Origin of the sequence: Hymenobacter rigui, from assembly GCF_003944715.1 — a bacterium.
In the GTDB taxonomy this organism is placed as follows: Bacteria; Bacteroidota; Bacteroidia; order Cytophagales; family Hymenobacteraceae; genus Hymenobacter; species Hymenobacter rigui.
On record NZ_RWIT01000012.1, the window covers coordinates 18640 to 38735 of the forward strand.

The 20096-nt window shown below is 59.1% G+C and carries 19 protein-coding genes; 9 read left to right on the forward strand and 10 right to left on the reverse strand.

All coding sequences use genetic code 11. The features are described from left to right. The first annotated feature begins 104 nt into the window (after positions 1-104). Together dnaK and EI291_RS17295 are read left to right on the forward strand one after the other, a co-directional pair. Positions 105-2045, forward strand: a complete 1941-nt coding sequence (gene dnaK, locus EI291_RS17290) for a molecular chaperone DnaK (RefSeq protein ID WP_125422888.1) — start codon at positions 105-107, stop codon at positions 2043-2045. A 112-nt stretch (positions 2046-2157) separates the two neighbouring features. Next, positions 2158-3306: an FAD-dependent monooxygenase gene (locus EI291_RS17295; RefSeq protein ID WP_125422891.1), complete on the forward strand. Its 1149-nt coding sequence runs from the start codon at positions 2158-2160 to the stop codon at positions 3304-3306. 68 nt (positions 3307-3374) lie between these two features. On the opposite strand, the gene EI291_RS17300 is transcribed toward EI291_RS17295, so the two are convergent. Both EI291_RS17300 and purE read right to left on the reverse strand, forming a co-directional pair. Next, the gene (locus EI291_RS17300) at positions 3375-4535 is read right to left on the reverse strand and encodes an endonuclease/exonuclease/phosphatase family protein (RefSeq protein WP_205701624.1); all 1161 of its coding nucleotides are present in this window, start codon (positions 4533-4535) and stop codon (positions 3375-3377) included. A gap of 54 nt (positions 4536-4589) precedes the next feature. After that, positions 4590-5141: a 5-(carboxyamino)imidazole ribonucleotide mutase gene (gene purE, locus EI291_RS17305; RefSeq protein ID WP_125422894.1), complete on the reverse strand. Its 552-nt coding sequence runs from the start codon at positions 5139-5141 to the stop codon at positions 4590-4592. A gap of 151 nt (positions 5142-5292) precedes the next feature. Between purE and EI291_RS17310 the strand changes: the two genes are divergently transcribed. Genes EI291_RS17310 through hemE form a run of 3 tightly spaced genes read left to right on the forward strand, consistent with a single transcriptional unit; the run spans position 5293 to position 7565 of the window. Next, positions 5293-5919 (forward strand): MarC family protein, encoded by a 627-nt coding sequence (locus EI291_RS17310; RefSeq protein ID WP_125422897.1) that lies wholly within the window; start codon positions 5293-5295, stop codon positions 5917-5919. 45 nt (positions 5920-5964) lie between these two features. Further along, entirely contained in the window at positions 5965-6477 is a 513-nt protein-coding gene (locus EI291_RS17315; RefSeq protein WP_170172702.1) for a hypothetical protein, read from the forward strand. A 50-nt stretch (positions 6478-6527) separates the two neighbouring features. Beyond that, complete coding sequence (gene hemE / locus EI291_RS17320; RefSeq protein ID WP_125422903.1) at positions 6528-7565, forward strand: uroporphyrinogen decarboxylase; 1038 nt, start codon at positions 6528-6530, stop codon at positions 7563-7565. 172 nt (positions 7566-7737) lie between these two features. Here the strand turns inward: hemE and EI291_RS17325 are convergent, their stop codons facing one another. The 5 genes from EI291_RS17325 to EI291_RS17345 form a co-directional block, all read right to left on the reverse strand. Beyond that, the gene (locus EI291_RS17325) at positions 7738-8751 is read right to left on the reverse strand and encodes a bifunctional heptose 7-phosphate kinase/heptose 1-phosphate adenyltransferase (protein ID WP_125422906.1); all 1014 of its coding nucleotides are present in this window, start codon (positions 8749-8751) and stop codon (positions 7738-7740) included. A 191-nt stretch (positions 8752-8942) separates the two neighbouring features. Continuing rightward, the gene (locus EI291_RS17330; RefSeq protein ID WP_125422908.1) at positions 8943-10166 is read right to left on the reverse strand and encodes a pyridoxal phosphate-dependent aminotransferase; all 1224 of its coding nucleotides are present in this window, start codon (positions 10164-10166) and stop codon (positions 8943-8945) included. A 162-nt stretch (positions 10167-10328) separates the two neighbouring features. Next, positions 10329-12323, reverse strand: coding sequence for a glycosyltransferase family 2 protein (locus tag EI291_RS17335; protein WP_125422911.1), 1995 nt, complete (start codon positions 12321-12323; stop codon positions 10329-10331). A gap of 152 nt (positions 12324-12475) precedes the next feature. Further along, on the reverse strand, positions 12476-13090 hold the full coding sequence (recR, locus tag EI291_RS17340; RefSeq protein ID WP_125422914.1) for a recombination mediator RecR: 615 nt from the start codon (positions 13088-13090) through the stop codon (positions 12476-12478). 137 nt (positions 13091-13227) lie between these two features. Next, complete coding sequence (locus tag EI291_RS17345; RefSeq protein ID WP_125422917.1) at positions 13228-13509, reverse strand: ATP-dependent Clp protease adaptor ClpS; 282 nt, start codon at positions 13507-13509, stop codon at positions 13228-13230. Between the two features lie 262 nt (positions 13510-13771). On the opposite strand from EI291_RS17345, the gene EI291_RS17350 reads away from it, so the two are divergent. Then, positions 13772-14329 (forward strand): hypothetical protein, encoded by a 558-nt coding sequence (locus EI291_RS17350; protein ID WP_125422919.1) that lies wholly within the window; start codon positions 13772-13774, stop codon positions 14327-14329. A 180-nt stretch (positions 14330-14509) separates the two neighbouring features. On the opposite strand, the gene EI291_RS17355 is transcribed toward EI291_RS17350, so the two are convergent. Both EI291_RS17355 and EI291_RS17360 read right to left on the reverse strand, forming a co-directional pair. Beyond that, positions 14510-15148, reverse strand: a complete 639-nt coding sequence (locus tag EI291_RS17355; RefSeq protein ID WP_125422922.1) for a YceI family protein — start codon at positions 15146-15148, stop codon at positions 14510-14512. Between the two features lie 54 nt (positions 15149-15202). Further along, positions 15203-15652 carry a MarR family winged helix-turn-helix transcriptional regulator gene (locus tag EI291_RS17360; protein WP_125422925.1) on the reverse strand — a complete coding sequence of 150 codons (450 nt, stop codon included), beginning with the start codon at positions 15650-15652 and terminating at the stop codon, positions 15203-15205. Positions 15653-15856: 204 nt separating this feature from the next. Between EI291_RS17360 and EI291_RS17365 the strand changes: the two genes are divergently transcribed. Next, positions 15857-16432: a DUF6799 domain-containing protein gene (locus EI291_RS17365; RefSeq protein ID WP_125422928.1), complete on the forward strand. Its 576-nt coding sequence runs from the start codon at positions 15857-15859 to the stop codon at positions 16430-16432. Positions 16433-16513: 81 nt separating this feature from the next. On the opposite strand, the gene EI291_RS17370 is transcribed toward EI291_RS17365, so the two are convergent. Beyond that, positions 16514-17515, reverse strand: coding sequence for a dipeptide epimerase (locus tag EI291_RS17370; protein ID WP_125422931.1), 1002 nt, complete (start codon positions 17513-17515; stop codon positions 16514-16516). A gap of 172 nt (positions 17516-17687) precedes the next feature. Between EI291_RS17370 and EI291_RS17375 the strand changes: the two genes are divergently transcribed. Beyond that, positions 17688-19109 (forward strand): dicarboxylate/amino acid:cation symporter, encoded by a 1422-nt coding sequence (locus EI291_RS17375; RefSeq protein WP_125422934.1) that lies wholly within the window; start codon positions 17688-17690, stop codon positions 19107-19109. 218 nt (positions 19110-19327) lie between these two features. After that, complete coding sequence (locus EI291_RS17380) at positions 19328-19984, forward strand: hypothetical protein (RefSeq protein ID WP_125422937.1); 657 nt, start codon at positions 19328-19330, stop codon at positions 19982-19984. Positions 19985-20096: the final 112 nt, after the last annotated feature.

The following is a 20096-nucleotide window of genomic DNA, read 5'->3' on the forward strand; positions in this document are numbered from 1 at the left end:
AAAGGGCGTTTTTCGGGCTGGTACGCGTCTTGTAATTACCCCGGCGTGAGTGCTTCGGCGCTCTTTCTATCTGACACCTCAACACCCTAACGATACTCCTTAACATGGGAAAAATAATTGGTATTGACCTCGGCACCACCAACTCCTGCGTGGCCGTAATGGAAGGCAACGAGCCGGTGGTGATTCCAAACAGCGAAGGCCGCCGCACGACTCCGTCGATTGTCGCGTTCCTCGACAACGGTAAAGGTGAGCGTAAGGTAGGTGACCCGGCTAAGCGTCAGGCCATTACCAACCCGCATAACACCATCCAGTCCATCAAGCGTTTCATGGGCCGTAACTTCTCGGAGGTTTCCGAAGAAGCCAAGCACGTGGCCTACGCCCTGGGCAGCGGCTCCAATAACACGGTGGGCGTGAAAATCGGCGACCGGCAGTACACGCCGCAGGAAATTTCGGCCATGGTTCTGCAAAAAATGAAGCAGACCGCCGAAGATTACTTGGGCCAGCCCGTAACCGAAGCCGTTATTACGGTGCCCGCCTACTTCAACGACGCTCAGCGTCAGGCTACCAAAGAAGCAGGTGCTATTGCCGGCCTCGATGTGAAGCGCATCATCAACGAGCCCACGGCCGCTGCCCTGGCTTACGGCCTCGACAAAGACCACTCGAACCACAAAGTAGCCGTGTATGACCTCGGCGGTGGTACGTTCGATATTTCGATTCTGGAGCTGGATAACGGCGTATTCGAGGTACTGAGCACCAACGGTGACACCCACCTCGGCGGCGACGACTTCGACCAGGTTATCATCAACTTCCTGGCCGACACGTTTGCCTCGGAAAATGAAGGACTCGACCTGCGCAAGGACGCCATGGCTCTGCAGCGTCTGAAAGAAGCCGCTGAGAAAGCCAAAGTGGAGCTGTCTTCGTCGACGGAAACTGAAATCAACCTGCCTTACATCACGGCTACGGCTTCAGGCCCCAAGCACCTGGTGGTGAAACTGAGCCGCGCCAAGTTCGAGCAGCTGGCTGATTCGCTGATCCGTCGCTCGATGGAGCCGGTGAAAAAAGCCCTGCAGGACGCTGGCCTGAGCACTTCGGACATCAACGACGTGATTCTGGTAGGTGGCTCGACCCGTATTCCGCGCATTCAGGAAGAGGTAGAGAAGTTCTTCGGCCGCAAGCCTTCGAAAGGTGTTAACCCCGACGAAGTAGTAGCCGTGGGCGCTGCCATCCAGGGCGGTGTACTGACCGGTGAAGTGAAGGACGTGCTGCTGCTGGACGTGACTCCGCTGAGCCTCGGTATCGAGACGATGGGTGGCGTGATGACCAAGCTCATCGAAGCCAACACCACCATCCCGACCAAGAAATCGGAAACCTTCTCGACGGCTTCGGACAACCAGCCTTCCGTGGAAATCCACGTGCTGCAGGGTGAGCGCCCGATGGCTTCGCAGAACCGCACCATCGGTAAGTTCCACCTCGATTCCATCCCGCCCGCACCTCGTGGCGTGCCGCAGATCGAAGTAATCTTCGACATTGATGCCAACGGTATCCTGCACGTAACGGCCAAGGACAAAGGCACCGGTAAGGAGCAAAAAATCCGCATCGAGGCCTCCTCGGGCTTGTCGGATGCTGACATTGAGCGCATGCGCCAGGAAGCAGCGGCCAACGCTGAGGCCGATAAAGCCGAAGTGGAGCGCATCTCGAAGCTGAACGCAGCCGACTCGATGATCTTCCAGACCGAGAAGCAGCTGACCGAATACGGCGACAAGCTGAGCGGCGGCAACAAAACGGCCGTGGAAACGGCTCTGGCCGACCTCAAGAAAGCCCACGAGAGCAAGGACCTGGGTGCCATTGATACGGCTATGGCCGCCATCAACACCGCCTGGCAGGCTGCTTCGCAGGAAATGTACGCTCAGAGCGGCCCCGAAGGGCAGCCCGGCGCGGAAGGTGGCAACCCCTTCGGCGGTGCCGGCCAGCCCGGCGGCAACGGCCAGCAAGGTGCCGGCCACGACAACGTGACCGATGTGGACTACGAAGAAGTAGGCAAGTAAACTACAGATAGTGCTGATTTCGCGGATAACGCAGATGCAGCGCTGAGTTAGAAAAGGCCCGGAGCAGCTTGCTTCGGGCCTTTTTGCGTGTTACCCTGTACTTTTCGGCTGTATGACTGACTTTCTGATAATCGGGGCGGGTATTGCCGGGCTGGCGGCGGCGCAGGCGGTCCGGCAGCTGGGCTACACGGTGCAGGTGCTGGAAGCCGCCCCGGAACTGCGCGAAATCGGGGCGGGCGTGGTGCTGGGGGCCAACGCCATGCGCGCGCTGGATACGCTGGGCCTGCACGATGCCGTGCACGCGCGCGGCTTTGTGGTGGAGAGCATCGGCCTGCTGGATGAGCACGGCCGCCCGCTGAACGTGGTAGACACCCGCCCGTTCACCCAGCGGCTGGGCTTCGATAACCTGGCCATTCATCGGGCGGAGCTGCAACAGGCGTTGCTGGCGGCGTTGCCCTCCAATATTGTGCAGCTGAGTAAACGCCTGGCCGGCTTCGAGCAGACGGCCGAGCACGTAACCGTTCGGTTTGAAGATGGCACTACCGCCACCGGCCGCGCCCTCCTCGCTGCCGACGGTATCCGCTCCCGGGTGCGGCTGCAATTGCTGCCTGATAGCCAGCCCCGATACGCCGGTTATACTTGCTGGCGGGGTATCATGGATGCCACCGGCCTGCCGCTGGTGCCGGGCCGCACCACCGAAAGCTGGGGCCGCCACGGCCGCTTCGGAGTGGTGCCGCTGGCGAACGGGCGCGCTTACTGGTTTGCCTGCATCAATAGCAGCACGCCCCGCAACCCGGAGTTTCAGCAGTTCACGCTGGCAGATTTGCAGCAGCACTTCGGGCATTTCCACGCGCCCATTCCGCAGGTGCTGGCCCATACCCAGCCCGGACAGCTGCTGTGGGGTGATATTCTGGACTTACGGCCCCTACCCCGCTTCCACTTTGGGCGGGTGTTGCTGCTGGGCGACGCGGCCCACGCCACCACGCCCAACATGGGCCAGGGCGCGGGTATGGCCGTGGAAGATGCCGCCATGCTCGCGCGCTGCCTGCGGGACCAGCCCCACGACTGGCCCGCGGCGTTTGCCCGGTTTACGGAGCGCCGACGTCCGCGCACTACCCGCATTGTGGAACAGTCATGGCAGTTGGGAAAGGTGGCCCAGCTGACGAGTGCGCCGCTGGTGAGCCTGCGCAACTGGGTAATGCGCCACCTACCTCGGCAGCTGAACGAGCAGCAGATGACGTTTCTCTACGAAGGCGAATAAAAAACCGTCCCCGGCAGTAGCCAGGGACGGTTTTTTATCAGAGAAGCGTGAGTAGCCGCTGTAAATGATCAGCTCCCTTTTTCGTCAGTTTTGGCTGCTTCTTCGGCTTCTTCTTCATCCTCTTCCTCAAAGCCTTCCTTTATTTTTTCGTTGGCTTCCTCATGGTCGCCGGCATCGGCTTCTTCGCAGTTTTCTTCCTGCTCCTCCTTGTCGTGGGGCTCGTAGCTGAGCTTAATGTAGATGGGAAAGTGGTCGGAGCCGACGTAGGGCAGGCGCTCCATATCGTCCACTTTAAAATCGGCCGATACGAACACGTGGTCGAGGGGCCAGCGCAACAGGGAATAGTCAGCGTGGAAAGTAGGCAGCAGGCCCCGGCCCACACGCGGGTCCATGAGGCCGCTGATACGCCTAAACAGCTCGGAAGTATGCGACCAAGCCACATCGTTCATGTCGCCGAACACGATAGTGGGTTCATCCTTTTTGTCGATGGTTTTGCCCACTAATAGCAGTTCGGCGTCGCGCTTGGTACTGGTCTTGGACTCGGCGGGGGCTGGCGGCTTGGGATGCAGGCCGTAAATCCGCACCCAGGTGCGGCCATCGGGCAACTGCACGCGGGCGTGCAGGCTGGGTACGTCGTCGTCGAGTAGGTATTTGATTTCGCAGCTTTCCAGCTTCAGGCGCGAGAAGAACAGCAGGCCGTAGGTGTTATCCAGCGGCTCGTGGCAGGTGTACGGATGGGTTTCCTCCAGCGGCTTAAGCTGCTGATACCACCACTCGTCCGTTTCCACCGCCATAATGATATCGGGGTCAGCTTCCTGCAGCACCTGTAAAGCCTTACGGCCCTGTTTGTTGTATTGCAGCACATTCATCATAGCCAGGCTCAGATGCCGGTTGCCGTCGGAGAGGGTACTGTCCCCGATCTGCTTACTCACCAGCCGGGTATAAGGCATAATCCGGAAGCCCTGGTACAGCACGGCTACCGTGAGGGCCACCAGCAGGCCAATGCCGTAGTAACCGGGCAAATCCGTCCAGCCCAGGGCCAGACCGCCCAGTATCACAACCAGCAGTACGCCTACAATCTGCAGGCGAGGAAAGTCGAATACCCGAATCCACCACGCAGTCTGGCGCAGCAGAGGTAATACCGTGGCTACCAGCGCAGCTACGGCCAATAATGCCGTAAGGCCGTGCAGAAGGGTAAGCCAGAGAGGAAGTGAGTCGAAGTCAGGCAAGGGGCGGGAGTAGTAAGGGAGAATGAGGGCAGATACGGACAGGCGAAGGGGCGGTTAATCGTCGTTGAGGCCGCCTTTGCGCAGCTCCTCAATGGTACGCATGACTTTATCCTTGAGTGAGGTTCGGTATTTTTCCAGCGCATCCTGCAGGCGGGCGTTGCTGAGGGCCAGCATCTGGGTAGCCAGCACGGCGGCATTGGTAGCACCATCCAGCGCCACGGTAGCCACAGGCACGCCGGCCGGCATCTGGAGCATCGACAGAATGGAATCGAGGCCGTGAATGGAGGTAGCCGAGTTGATGGGCACCCCAATAACGGGCAGCGTGGTGAAGGAGGCCACCATACCGGGCAGGTGCGCGGCCCCACCCCCACCGGCAATAAGCACGCGCAGCCCGCGTTTGCGGGCCGTTTCGGCGTACTCTACCAGCCGGTGCGGAGTGCGGTGGGCCGATACCAGCGTGAGCTCATACGGAACGCCAAACTGGCGCAGCAGCTCAGCCGCCGCCGTCATAATTTTCAAATCGGACTGAGAGCCCATGATAATACCAACCAGGGGCGTATCGGTGGGTACGGCTTCGGAATTGGGAGCGGGAACGGCGGTGGTCATACTACTGGGAGAGAAAAATTGGGCGGCACCTGACCCGGACTGGCTTCTACGGGCCGTTGCGGCCATGGTTGAGACTCTAAACATAGCATTTTCCCTGTTTGCTGATTCTCAAAGGCTCGTACCTTTACCTGCCGCCTACCGCCCCCTGCCGATGGAGATACTACTTGCCACCTTCACTACCCTGTTTTCCGTGGTTAACCCCTTCGGGGCCATGCCCGTGTTCCTGACGCTCACGGAAGAAGACAGTCCGGCCGAACGGGCCAATATCGGCCTGAAGGCCTGCCTGTACATGGTGGGCGTACTCACGGTTTCGTTTTTCGCGGGCCAGTATGTGCTTAACTTCTTTGGTATCAACATTCACCACCTGCGCATTGCGGGTGGCATCCTGCTCATGCGCTCGGCCTTCGATTTGCTGACGCCGGGCGGCAACCGGGCCAAGGTATCGGAAGCGACCCTGGAGGAAAGTATGCATAAGGATGATATCAGCTTCACGCCCTTAGCTATGCCCATGCTCTCGGGCCCCGGCTCCATGGCCGTGTGCATCGGCCTGTTCACCAAGAAGCTGAGCATCCCGGATATGGGTCTGATTGTGCTGGGCTTTGTGCTGGTAGCCCTAGCGGCCTACATCATCCTGATGTCGTCGTTGCGCCTGACACGGTTTTTGGGCCGCCCCGGTATGGCGGCGCTGGCTCGCATCATGGGCTTCCTGACGCTGGCCATCGGGGTGAACTTCCTGGCTACGGCCATTGTAGCGCTGTTTCCGGGGCTGAGCCGGTAGCGGTGCATGTGGGCTCTGATTGTTATTATTCCTGTACTGCTCATTTTGGCGTTCCTCGCCATTTGCTGGGCAGTGTACAGGTGGCTCCGACGGCGCATCGGCTATTGGGCAGGTATTCTTTTCCTAACCGGCGTGAGTTTACCGGTCTTCTACAGTCTCTACACAGCACTTCATCCCCTTGATGAGTTTTATAAAGACAAATACGAGCAGATAACCTTACATCCCTTTCCAGCTTCCGTCCGCATCATCAATAAAGATGCTTCCTACCCGAGTCTTCCCCAAGGCCACTACCAAGCTTGTGCGCTTATACAAGTGGCTCCGCAGGAGTACCGACAGTTGCAACAGCATCTGGCGCACAACTCCCAATTTTCGCCCCATTCCTGTGTTTTAGACACTGGTTCTGAGTACTATCGAAGCCAATCATTCGAAAAGGTAGCTGGTGCCATTCCATGCTCCCGGTACGCCTATGGTTATGCCCAGAAGGACAGCTTTCAGCTACTCTACATTGGCTTATTAAATGACGGTAAGTCTATTGTCATGTACAGATTCAGCATTTGAACTACTAAGCGTCTAACAACATACCTGGGAGACGTATCTTTGCGCTTCCTATGCTGAAGAACGACCTCCTCCTCCGTGCCGCCCGTGGCGAAGAAACTGAACGCACTCCTGTGTGGCTCATGCGTCAGGCCGGCCGTATCCTGCCCGAATACCGCGCCCTGCGCGCCCGCCTCAGCGGCTTCAAAGAGCTGGTAGAAACCCCCGACCTCGCCGCCGAAGTAACCATCCAGCCCATCGACGCGCTGGACGTGGACGCGGCCATCATCTTCTCCGATATTCTGGTAGTGCCCGAGGCTATGGGCCTCACCTACGAGATGGTGGAAGCCCGCGGCCCGCTGTTCCCGGAAACCATCAAAACGGCTCACGACGTGGAGCGCATGCGCATAGCCGACCCCGAGGAACACCTGGGCTACGTGCTGGAAGCTATCCGGGTAACCAAGCGCGCCCTCAACGGCCGGGTGCCGCTCATCGGCTTTGCCGGGGCTCCCTGGACGATTCTGGCCTATATGGTGGAGGGCCACGGCTCCAAAACCTTCAGCAAGGCCCGCCGCATGCTGTATGCTGAGCCGGAGTTGGCCCACGCGCTGCTGCGTAAAATCACGGCTACTACCATTGCCTACCTGCAGGCGCAGGTAGCAGCCGGGGCCAATATCATTCAGGTGTTTGATTCCTGGGCCGGCATTCTGCCGCCCGCCCACTACCAAGAGTTCAGCATCCGCTACATTGCCGAAATCTGCGCGGCCATGCCGGCCGATATTCCGGTAACGGTGTTTGCCAAGGGTGCTTTCTGGGCTGTGGAGGAATTTGCTCAGCTGCCCTGCCGTACCATCGGCCTCGACTGGAACCAGGACCCGCGCGCCGTGCGTCCTCTGGTAGGTGACAAAACCCTGCAGGGCAACCTCGACCCCTGCGCCCTCTACGGCACACCCGAGCAGGTGCGCCAGGCCACCATTGCCATGCTCGACCAGTTCGGCCCGCACCGCCACATTGCCAACCTCGGCCACGGCGTGTACCCCGATACCAACCCTGACAACGTGAAGGTGTTCATCAACACGGTGAAGGAATACAGCACGACACTGCGCAAATAGCTGTCATTGCGAGATGGAACGACGAAGCAATCCGTCCTTCACAACGCGCAAAGCCCTGAACCTATTCAAAAGCCCCTGACGCCAGCATGGATGTCAGGGGCTTTCTGCTTGTTCAATGTTTGGCGCACTGAATAGGAAGGATTGCTTCGTCGTTCCTCCTCGCAATGACAGGCTATAAGGCCAGCCCTACCCGCTCGGCTTCCTTCAGCAGCAGGTTTTTCTCGATGGGCACCACGCCTACCTGCTCACACACCAAGCCGCCGCCCAAGTTGGCCAGGGCAGCCGTAGCCGGGGCCGACAGACCCAGGGCCACGCACAGCGCGGCAATGCTGATGACTGTGTCACCGGCCCCCGACACGTCGGAGATGGTGCGCAGGTGGGCCGGAATGTACGTGCGAGTTAGTTGGCTGTTTTCCACGAAAACGCCACGCTCGGACAGGGTTACGAGGACCGACTCGGGTTGCAGCAGCTCACGCAGGCGGGTTACGGCGGCTTCGAACTGCGGGCGGGCGGCTTCGGTTTCGTCGAATTCCAGCTTCAGGCCTTCGCGCAGCTCCTTGAGGTTGGGCTTGAACAGGGTGCAGCCCCGGTAGGCCAGGAAGTTCTTTTTCTTAGGGTCCACCACCGTGGGCACGCCGTGCTGCCGGGCCAGTTGGATGAAGTGCTGAATGCTGCTTTCCTGCAGCACGCCCTTGTCGTAATCCTCGAAAATCACCACGTCGGCGCGGCTGAGCAGCTGCTCGAAGCGGGCAGTGAGCTGGGCGTTTTCCTCAGCGTTGAGGTTGGTTTCCACTTCCGAATCGATGCGCAGCAGCTGCTGGCCGTGGGCCAGAATGCGCTGCTTCACGGTAGTGGGCCGGTGGCCGGAGCGCACCATCCCGTCGGCCGACAGCCCGGTGGTGTGCAGCAGCTCCAGCAGCTGGTCGCCCCCTTGGTCCTCCCCTATCACGGCGCACAGCAGCGGGGTGGCACCCAGGGCCTGCACGTTCAGGGCCACGTTGGCGGCTCCGCCCAGGCGGTTTTCGGTGCGGCTCACGTTTACCACCGGCACCGGGGCCTCGGGCGAGAGGCGGGCGGCTTTGCCCCACACGTAGGCATCCATCATCACGTCGCCCACAATGAGCACCGTGAGGCGGTTGAAAGCGGCAAATAACTCGGGCAGCGAAGCAGGAACGGCAGCGGGCATTACGGCGTGTTCAAAGTAAGAGGCCGCAAAGGTAACCTACCGGAAGAAATAAGGCTTCTTTGGTGGCAGATGACATCCGAACGTCATTCCGAGCGGAGCGAGGAATCTCGCGTGCTGACGTCAGAATTACTCTGCAACATCAGCGTGCGAGATTCCTCGGCTCCGCTCGGAATGACGTTCTTTTAGGAAGTCTATTGCAGCTTAGCTAGGCTGTTTTTGATGCGAATGAAGGCTTCGCGCAGCTTCTCATCGGCAGCGGCGGTGCTGAAGCGCATGCAGTTGGGCGCGCCGAACGCGCCGCCGTCCACGGCCGCTACGTGGGCATCGTTGAGCATGTACAGGGCCAGGTCGGCGGCGCTGCTGATGACTTCGCCGGTGGGCGTGGTTTTGCCGAAGTAGCCGGTTACATCGGGGAAGATGTAGAAGGCCCCACTGGGCGTGGGCGTGCGGAAGCCGGGAATGTCTTTTACCAGTTCCAGCACCATGTCGCGGCGGCGGCGGTAGGCTTCCACCATCTCATCGGCTGAGGAGCGGCCGCCCTGCAACGCGGCCAGGGCGGCCCGTTGCGTAATGGAGCAGGTGGCCGAGGTAATCTGACTTTGCAGCTTCTCGCAGGCGGCGGCAATTTCCTTGCGGGCCGCCAGGTAGCCGATGCGCCAGCCCGTCATGGCGTAGCCTTTGGAGAAGCCGTTGACGGTAATTACCCGGTCCTTCACGGCGTCAAACTGGGCCAGACTGGCGTGCTCCCCGGTGAAGTTGATGTACTCGTAAATCTCATCGGCCAGTACGTACACCTGGGGGTGGCGGGCCACTACCTCGGCAAAGGCCGCCAGCTCTTTCCGACTGAATACCGAGCCGGTGGGGTTGCAGGGCGAAGAGTACATGATGAGCTTGGTGCGGGGCGTAATGGCCGCTTCCAGCTCCTCGGCGGTTACCTTGAAGTCGTTTCCCAGGCTGCCCATCAGCTGCACGGTGGTGCCCTCGGCCAGCTTCACCATCTCCTCGTAGCTTACCCAATACGGGGCCAGCACCAGCACCTCGTCGCCGGGGTTAATGAGGGCCAGTACGGCATTGGCCAGGGCCTGCTTGGCCCCCGTGCTCACCACAATGTTTTCGGGCTTGTAGCTGAGCTGGTTGTCGCGCAGCAGCTTGTCGCAGATGGCCTGGCGCAGTTCGGGGTAGCCGGGCACGGGCGTGTAGAAGGTGTAGCCTTCGTCCAGGGCCTGCTTGGCGGCATCCTTGATGTACTGCGGCGTCTGGAAATCCGGCTCCCCGAAGCTCAGGCTAATCACGTCCACACCCTCGGCGGCCAGCGCCCGGGCCTTCTTGGCCATGGCAATAGTCTGGGACTCCTGCATGGCATTGATGCGGTCAGATAGAACGAGGGGCGCGAGAGTGGTAGCGTCAGCCGACATGAAACAGGGAGAGTTTGGGAGAAAATGGGTGGAAGCAAAGGTACGAGTAAGGTACGGAGGTTTTGTGTGTGAACCGATGAGAGGTAACAGGAGAAGGGGCAGACAGTCATACTTCATCTGGCGTCCATCTGTCAACTTTCACTTCTTACCTGTCACCCTCTCCTACCCTTCTTCCCGGCCCAGCTTGCGGAAGCACTGCCACAGTACCCGCACATCGGTGGAGGGCTCGTAATCCTTGGCATACAGCAGCTCCAGGCGGCGGCGGGTGGCCTCGGTGAGCGGCTCCACGGCCTGCACCGCATCGGCGGGGGAAAGCACGGCCCGGGCCTGCCGACGGGGACTGGTGGCGTAGCGCAGCCCGACCCAGGTGCTGCGGCCGGCCACGACGCGGAGGCAGTTGCGCAGGAAACCGATTTTCTCCTCCTGTCGCCATACCAGCACCGGTGCCAGCCCCAACAGCCCCACCCCCAACAGCAGGTCCAGCACCCGCTTGTTGCGCACCTGCTGGGGCCGGTACAGGTTCAGGGTAATATCGAGGGCATAGTAGTCGCCGGGCGAGTCTTTGCCGGAGCTGCCGATGATGTACTCACTGTCCTGGGGCAGAATTTTGTAGGCCACCGGCGGGTGCTGGGGCAGCCCTACCATCAGCCCGATAATCTGGCTGGCGGGCAGGTCACGACCACAGAAAACCAGCTCGTTTAGCCCATAAATCCGGATAATATCTTCCAACTGTCGTACTTCACCCAGCAGGTCGTCGGGAACGGCCGGGGTGGCGCGCGGCGCCGCTGGGGGCTCCACGTAGCCGATTACCCGGGCAGGCACGGCGGCCTGCTCCAGCAGCTGGCGTACGCGCTGGCTTTCCTGCCAGGAGCCCACAATACCCACGTTTTTCTGCTGCCGGCTGGCCAGACTGAAAGTGTGGTAGCGCAGAAAATTACCAGCCATTCGGCGCAGAATCAGGGCCGCCGCAGCCCACACCCCGCCCAGCACAATCAGGGCCTTGGAGAAGCGCCAGGCGTCCAAGAAGTTGCTGAACGCCGAAATCAGGACCGTGCCTAAAAATACGCCCCGCACAATGCGGCTGGCCCGGGTGGGTGTATCGTAGGCCCCGCTAAAAAAGGCCGTCAGCAGCCACACGGCAACGTACACGGGCACGGCCACCAGCATAAACTGTGGTGGGTAGGCCGTAGGCACATATTTGTGGTTGTCCTCCCAGTAGTTTTTCAGGAAGTACATGCCCACGTATATCAGGGCCGCATCCAGCAGAATGGGTGCGGCCTGCGTTACCAGCCGCTGGGCCACGGCCGCGCCGGCCCGCAGCCAGATGGCCATGTTTATCAGAAAGCTGAACGTGCCCGCCCGCCCCGGCGCAAAGTGCTTACGGGCAAAAATGACCATAGCCCGGTAGAACACGAACACATAGTTTACACTCGTGCGCTTGGTGCTCTCGCCTTTGTAATGAATGATACGGGTACCCGCGAAGTAGTAGTTCTTCCAGCCGCCCAACGTGAGCCGGTAGGAAAGGTCAATATCCTCGCCGTACATGAAATAGTCCTCATCCAGCAGCCCCACGGCATCCAGGGCCGTTTTGCGCATGAGCATGAAGGCCCCGCTCAGCACCTGAATTTCGTGGGTCTGCTCGGAGCTGAGGTAGCCAAGGTGGTAGCGCCCAAACCGCCTCGACTTCGGAAACAACCTAGCCAGCCCGAAAATCTTGTAGAATGCCACCCAAGGCGTGGGCAGCCCCCGCTTGCTCTCGGGCAAAAACCGCCCCTGTCCGTCCAGCATCTTCACCCCCAGCCCACCGGCCTCAGGGTGCGCATCCATGAACTCGCAGCACAACCGGAAGGTGTCTTCCTCCACCACCGTATCGGGGTTGAGCAGGAGCTGGTACTCGCCGGTAGCCTGGCGCAGGGCCTGGTTGTTGGCCTTGCTGAAACCGGGGTTATCGTGGTTTTCGAGGAGCATGACCTCTGGAAACCGGGCCTTCACCATGGCTACCGAGCCGTCCACGGAGTTGTTGTCCACTACAAACACCTCAACCGGCGCACCCAACTTTTCCACTGCCCGCCGCACCGACAGCAGCGCCTGCTCCAGAAAGTAGCAGACGTTGTAGTTGACGATGACGACGGAAAGCTTAACGGACGCGGGCGGCACAGAAGAAGATCAGAAGGGCTCCGAAAGGTAGCAGATTTGGCTGCAAGCGTACATGTCAGACTGTACGCTTCGGTTGGAAATCACTGTCACAAAAAAGCCCCACCGGCTAAGGTGAGGCTTCAGAGGACATCAGTGACGCAAAGGTATTCGCATTACCGGGCCTGCCGCTGGCGCTCTACAATACTGCGGCCCAGGGTGATTTCATCGGCGTATTCCAGCTCTCCGCCCATGGGAATGCCACGGGCAATGGTGCTCACGTTGATTTCGGGCAGGTCGCGGAGCTTGCGCGAGAGGTAAAAGGCGGTGGTGTCGCCTTCCATGGTGGGACTGATGGCCAGAATCACCTCCTTGATTTCCGAGCCTTCCTTCGTCACCCGCTCTACCAGTGAGTCAATGGTCAGATCAGAAGGGCCGATGCCTTCAATGGGCGAAATCACGCCGCCCAGCACATGGTACATGCCTTGGTACTGGGCCGTGTTTTCAATGGCAATTACGTCGCGGATGTCCGATACCACGCACACGGTGCTCTGGTCGCGCAGGTGGTTGGCGCAGATGGCGCACTCGGGCGTATCCGAAATATTATGGCAGGTGTCGCAGTAGCGAATCTCGAAGCGCATCTTGGCCAGCGCCTCCGCCAGCGACGCCGTGCTGTCGGCCTCGGCCTTCAGCAGGTGCAGAGCCAGGCGCAGGGCAGTTTTTTTGCCCACGCCCGGCAGCTTCGATAACTCGCCAACGGCGTTTTCAATCAGTTTGGAGGGAAATTCCATTCAGGTCGGGAAGTGGGTAAAAGAACTGTCATCCGGGGTTTGCCCGGTACATCGCAGGGTCTGGCTGATAACACCAGATGGGCTCCGATAGGTCCTTGGCAAGCGCCGGATGACAGATTTTTTTGGGAGGACGCCGGCTACACTACGTCGGCCGAAATGCCCCGGTCGTGAATGGCAGTGCACATGCTGGCCAACTCCTCGTATACGCCGTGCTTCACGGTGCACTGGCCTTTGTAGTGAATCAGCAGGGTGCACTGCTCAGCCTGTTCCGGCTGGTGGCCGCACACGTCCATCAGGGTTTTGATAACGTGGTCAAACGTGTTGATATCATCGTTATACACCACCAGGTCACGCACATCAGTGGTTTCTTCCAGGAGCAGTACGTCCTCGTCGTACTCGATTTGCGGGTTACTGTTCATAGAGCAAAATTACGCAAAAACCGCTAAACAGGCGCAGGAAACACCCGACTTCGGACCGGTATAACTATCTGACTGCATGAATGGTTGAGCAATCCACCGCTGGTTGGGCTGAATATTGCGAGCTGCCCAGGCAGCGTGAAGCGTCGGCTCAGCCTGCTTATCAGGTGTAGCCACGGCAGCAACTGCTCCCGGCAGTGTACCCATTCTTGCGCCGTTGCGTTTGTAGCGTACTTTTAGTCTGCATCCGTTTCCTGCTCCACCCATGCCCGTTCCATCCGCCGAGTTCAAGCGTGCCCTTAAACGTCTCACTGATAAAGAAAAGGAGTCCCTGCTCCTGCGTGCCGCCCGCCGCGACGCGGAGCTCTACGACACGCTGTGCTTTGAACTGCTGCCGGATGTAACCACAGAAACCGTTTTCGAGCAGGCTTCCGACCAGATTCATGAGTTGTTTGCCGTGGGAGCCACGGGCCGCCTGCTCAACCGCAGCCTCACCAAGGCACTGGGCAAAGCGACCAAGGAAGTGGCCCGGGCCCGCCGCATCACTAAGGACAAGCGCCTGGAAATCGACCTGAACCTGTACACCCTGCGCCACATCTTCGAGAACTATACCGGGCAATTCGAGAGCGTGTACGCGGGGTTTTATACCGGCACCGCCCGTTTGGCGGCCCGCACGGCCCAGCTCATCCTCAGCAACCTCCACGAAGACCTCTGGCTAGAGTACAAGGCGGACTTGGATGATTTCCTGCAACAGCTGCACGCCCGCAGCAAAAGCCGTAGCCTCAAATTTGAACTACCCCGGGAGCTGGTGCTACCTGATTAATACTCTCAACAGACCATTGCCAGCCTGCCGAAGCACCGCGAGAATAGGCTCCTGCCCCGAGTGTTGACAGGGAACAGCCTAAGAAGGGTGCCAGCCAAAAACGAATAATCCCCGCTAGAGCACTCTGGCGGGGATTATTCGTTTGTACAGCTGACGGGTTAAGCGCCAGGTGCGCCAGAATTACTTCTTGGCAATTACGTTGAAGCTCATGGTGAATTCGTCCATGATGGCTTTGTCGCCGATGCTTTCAAAGAACGACTTCGAACCGTATTTGATGTCGAATTTGGTACGGTCGATGGTAGCCGTGCCACTGGCCGAAGCTACGCCACCTTTCACGCCCACTTTGGCGGGGAAGGAAATCTTCTGGGTGATGCCTTTAATGGTCAGGTCACCGGTAACAGTAGCATTGTTGCCGTTGGCGTCACCTTTCAGCGGGGTTACGCTGGTGATTTTGAACGTTGAGGTCGGGTTTTTATCGATGCTGAAGAAATCCTCGGAACGCAGATGGCCTACCAGCTTGGCGTTGTATTCGGCTTCCTTGATGTCCTCTACTTTCAGCGAGTTCATATCTACCACAAACGTGCCGCCTACAATCTGGCTGCCGCGCACCAACACCGTGCCTTCTTTGAACTGCACGTTACCGTTGTGCTGCCCGGTCACTTTTTTACCCAACCAGCCCAGCGTGCTCAGCTGTGGCTGCAGAGCATACGACTGCGAAGCCGCCTTTTCGGAACCGGGCGTAACTTTTTTCTGAGCCGAAGCAGGCGAAACCGCAAACAGAGCAGCAGCCAGCAGCGCCGGCATAAACAGTTTTTTCATGACGAAAAACAGAAAAAGGGAGTGAAAATGAGCGTATTTGATTGACTGAAACCGTCAGTCACGGATTTTATCCAAGAGGTTGCTAAGTTGAGCAGCTTCCTCGTCGGTGAGATGTTGCAGACCATTGCGGCGGTTTTCGAGCTCGGCATCCAACTGATGTAATAGCTCCAGGCCGGTCTCGGTAATGCGGATATCCACGGCCCGGCGGTTGCTGGGGCACACGGTACGCGTCACTAGCTTCTTTACTTCCAGCTTATCCACAATGCGGGAGGCATTGCTGGTTTTATCCAGCATCCGCTCGATCAACAGATTCACGGTGGCCGGCTTTGGGTGCTGCCCACGCAGAATGCGTAAAATATTGAACTGCGGCAGCGTCAGGCCATACCCTTTAAATAAGGCACTCTGCTGCTGCTGCACCCAACCTGTGGTGAACACCAGATTGATCAACGCCTTCTGGTGGTTGTCTTTGAAAGTTGGCTGCTTGATTTCGTCCTCGATTTTCATGTACTGCTGGAAAGTAACAGAACGCGCTGCAAATATATGTACATACATTTAATGTGCAAACATAGTTCCGGTTATTTCTGCAAAACTAGAAGAACCTGTCCGAATGTTGCCGGAGCGGGTGGCAATTATAGTGCCTGATGGAAACGCCGCACGCTGCTACCCGTAAGTAGCACTGTATTTGCCACTACTGTGCCTCTCACCACCATGAAAAAATTTCTGCTACCATTTGTGGGCCTGCTACTGCTGGCCAGCGCCCCGTGCTTTGCACAAACTGATAATTCTACCGTAGCCGGCCCCGTCGAGACTACCGCTTCCGACCGGTTTATCATGCAAAATGGTGAGGTAGTACAGGTACGCGGCCGGCGCCCCATGCCACTTACGCATAACGTATTGCTGGCCAACGGCACCAAAATCAACTATAAGAGTGGTATTGTGGAGTTTCCGGGCGGTAAAATCACTACGCTAAAAGAAGGCGACTACGTGCGTCCGACCGGCGACGTGGTGTTTGCGACACCGGGCAGTGCGGCACAGTCGCGCGGCGACAAGACGGTGCCCACCGACGCCAAGTTTGAAAGCTACATAGACCCCCGCCCCGCGCCGGCCACCCCGGCCGCCATGGAAACCCGCCTGACGGAAATGAACACCAAAATTGGTTTGATGGCAGAGAAGATTCAGCTGTTGAATCAGAAAATCAGCCTGCTCGGCACCAATGCCCAGCGCCCCACCGACACGTCCGTTCTGGACCAGAAAATTCAGGCCATTGATGCCAAGCTGAAGTAAACAGCCCCTATTTATCGGACATAGAAAGCGGAGTGTTGTGTTGCTTGCTCTGGCAACACAACACTCCGCTTTCTGCTGATATCAGCCAGCTACCAACATACCATCCCGCTCGTGCACCAAGCCAAACGGCTCGTCGCGCACGATGATGATGCCGTCCAGGTCGCACACGTCGGCCAGGGCACTGAGCTGCACCGCCGACCAGATACCCAGCGAGGTTTCCACCATGCAGCCTAGCATGGTTTGCAGACCATGGGCACGAGTTTCCCGCAGAATCCGGAGGCCGTTGAGGTAGCCGCCGGCTTTCATCAGCTTCATGTTCACGCCATCAAACTGCCGGGCTATGTCGGCGAAGTCGGCCTCGTCGGTTACTGATTCATCGGCGAAAACCGGGCACTGCAGCTGACCTTTCAGGGCGCGGTAGTCGGCGGCGCAGGTGGCGGGCAGGGGCTGCTCCAAGAGGCGCACGTTCAGACCCGGCAGCGGCAGTATCTGCTCCCAACTCCGGCGGAGGCTGTCGGCATCAGTCCAGGCTTCGTTGCCATCCACAATAAGCGGGTGGCCGGGTAGCAGGCGCGTTACCTCGCGCAGCAGGTCCACGGCCCCTTCCCGGTTCACCTTCACCTTCAGCAGCGGAAAACGGCTGAGCTGCTGGGCTTCCAGAAAACCGGCCACCTCGCCGGGCTCTATAATGGGCAGTGTGGCCGCCGTGCCCACCGCCGCCGGTGCGGGCACGCCCAGCCACTGCGGCACCGTCTGGCCCCGGCGGGCCGCCTCCCGGTGCACAAATGCCGACTCCAGCGCGAACCGTAACGCATGTGCCGGCTGGTGGTGCTGCAAAAAAGCCGTCAGCTCGTCCATGGTTTCACACTGGCCCAGGCCCGCTGCCTGCAGTTGCGCAAACTCCTGCTGCAGGCCTTCGGGGGTTTCGCCGTAGCGTATGTTGGGGGCGGCTTCGCCCCGCCCCTGCCAGCCTCCGCCGGCAACTTCCAGCAACAGGTTAGTTTTGAAGGTGGAGGAGTTACGGGAGATTTTCCAGGTGTAGCGCAGAGGCAGCTGCAGGGGCGTGAGAGTCCAGGTGAGCATGGAGAGGAACTGAAGAGAGGGCCGGAAGGCAGTTGGTAAACTTCATCGGCTACTGCCAAGAAGGAAATTTAACAACCACCGGGCCAAGCTACGGCATCGGGCACAGTTCTCAGCCCTGAGAAACCTATCTTTGTCCGGTTCCCACTGTTTTTCCTTTCCTGAATTGCCGCGCATGAAGTTTTCGCGACTCTCGCTCCTTGTTCTTATTCTGTTTCTGGTAGCGGCGGTACTCACCGTGCTGGCTGCCCAAACGCCCCCCGCCTTCGACCCGATGGTGGCCCTGGTAACGCGGTGGCTGGCCCTGGCCGGTATCATCTTCCTGGCCGCCAAGCGCCGCTCCATCACCTTCTGGATTGTGGTGAGCATGCTGGTGGGGGCTGAAATCGGCCACGACTTCCCCAAGCAGGCCGTGGAGCTGAAAGTGCTCAGCGACGTCTTCCTGCGGCTGGTGAAAACCATCATTGCCCCGCTGGTTTTTGCCACGCTGGTAGTGGGCATTGCCGGCCACGCCGACCTCAAGAAAGTGGGCAAAATGGGCCTCAAGGCGCTGGTGTACTTTGAGGTGGTTACCACCTTTGCCCTGTTCATCGGGCTGGCGGCCATCAACCTGAGCCGGGCCGGTGAGGGCGTGGACCGCAGCGGCATTGCCGCTGACACCGAGCAGCTGGCCACTGTCAAGCAAACCACCGCCGACATCATCCTACACATCTTCCCCGAGAACATTGCCAAATCCATTGCCGAGGGGCAGGTGCTGCAGGTGGTGGTGTTTGCCATCATCTTCGCTATTGGCTTGGCCATGGTGCACCAGAAGCACCGCCAGCCCATGCTGCAGTGGACGGAAAGCCTCTCGGAGGTGATGTTCAAGTTCACCAACGTGGTGATGTTCTTCGCGCCGCTGGGCGTGGGTGGGGCTTTGGCCTACACGGTGGGTAAGATGGGCTTTGCGCCGCTGCTGAACGCCTTCAAGCTGCTGCTCACGCTGTATGGGGCGCTCATTGCTTTCGTGCTGCTGGTGCTGGTGCCCATTGCGCTGCTGGCCCGCATTCCGCTCAAACGTTTTGTGCAGGCCATTGCCGAGCCGGTAAGCATTGCCTTTGCCACTACCTCCTCCGAGGCGGCCCTGCCCCGGGCCATGGAAGCCATGGAAAGCATCGGCGTTCCGCGCCGGATTGTAGCCTTCGTGATGCCCACGGGCTATTCCTTCAACCTCGATGGCACCACCCTGTACCTGTCACTGGCGGCCATTTTTGTGGCTCAGGCGGCGGGTGTTGACCTCACGTTCGGGCAGCAATTGGTGATGGTGTTTACCCTGATGCTGACCTCCAAAGGCGTAGCGGGCGTGCCCCGGGCTTCGCTGGTAATTCTGCTGGCTACGGTGGCCTCGTTCAACCTGCCCTCGTGGCCGGTATTTATTATTTTGGGAATCGACGCCCTGATGGATATGGCCCGCACTGCCGTCAACGTAATGGGCAACTGCCTGGCTACGGCCGTGGTAGCACGCTGGGAAGGTGAGTTTATCGACAACTACGTGGCCCCGGAGCCCGTGGGCGAGCTGGCCGAAGCCGATAGCACGCTGGCCCACCACGCGCACTAGCCGGCCATACTATCAACTATCTTTTTGGGATTCCCGCTTCCTGTTTTGGGGAGCGGGAATGTTTTTGCCAACTAGTACGTACTGCCGATAACCACCTGATTCCGGGCCACTCACCGAGTTTTTGCATAATTCCGGCCCGAGCAGTGAATTAGTGCCTGGTTACTGGCTATTTTTGAACTTCTTCGCGAATCAACGACCCTCTTCTACTTCCAGCCTATATGATGTACCGCTACGCCTCGCTCCTGTGCCTGTTGGGTTTTTTGGGTTTGACGAGCTGTAAATCGACGGAAAAAGCTGTGTACCGCACGGTTCGCTCCAACAATTCAGTAGCGCTGGGCCGCTTACCTAAATTGGACGCGGTAGTGGAGCCAGGTCCCATGAATATGCAGGAAGGCGAAGGAGCCCACCCCGACGATGCCAGCAAGCTATTCCGCCAGGAGCTCTCCTACCACTTGGCCGAGCCCCAGGACGATACCACGCGCTATGGCTATGCCAAATTCATGGTCACCAAGGCCGAACAGCAGCGCACCGGCCGCGTATTGCAGGCTTTCCAGATGCTCACCCTCATGACACCGAGCCTGCTGGGTGTGCCGCTGGAATGGTACCGTACCAACGTAACGGCTGAGGTACAGATCATCAATGCCCGGGGCGAGGTAATTGGTACCTACACCGGCACCGGCCGCAGCAAAGTGCGCGTGGCCATGTACCACGGCTACGGCCAGTCGAAAGCCGCCCGCCTTTCCGACGTGCAGGCCTTGCGCCTCGCCCTCGACCAGATTCGCCCGCAACTGGATGCCGACGCCGACACCCTCCGCCTGCAGCTGGCTACTTCCGGACCTGTAGAGGAAATTATTGGCTCGGCGGAGCTGAAGTAGAGTTAGCTCGATTAAACGTCATTTCTCGGCTGCGCTCTGAATGACGTTTTGTTTTTTTATCAGGCGAATCTCCTTTCTTCTTACCCCAAAAAAAACAACCTGCAAGCCCGGC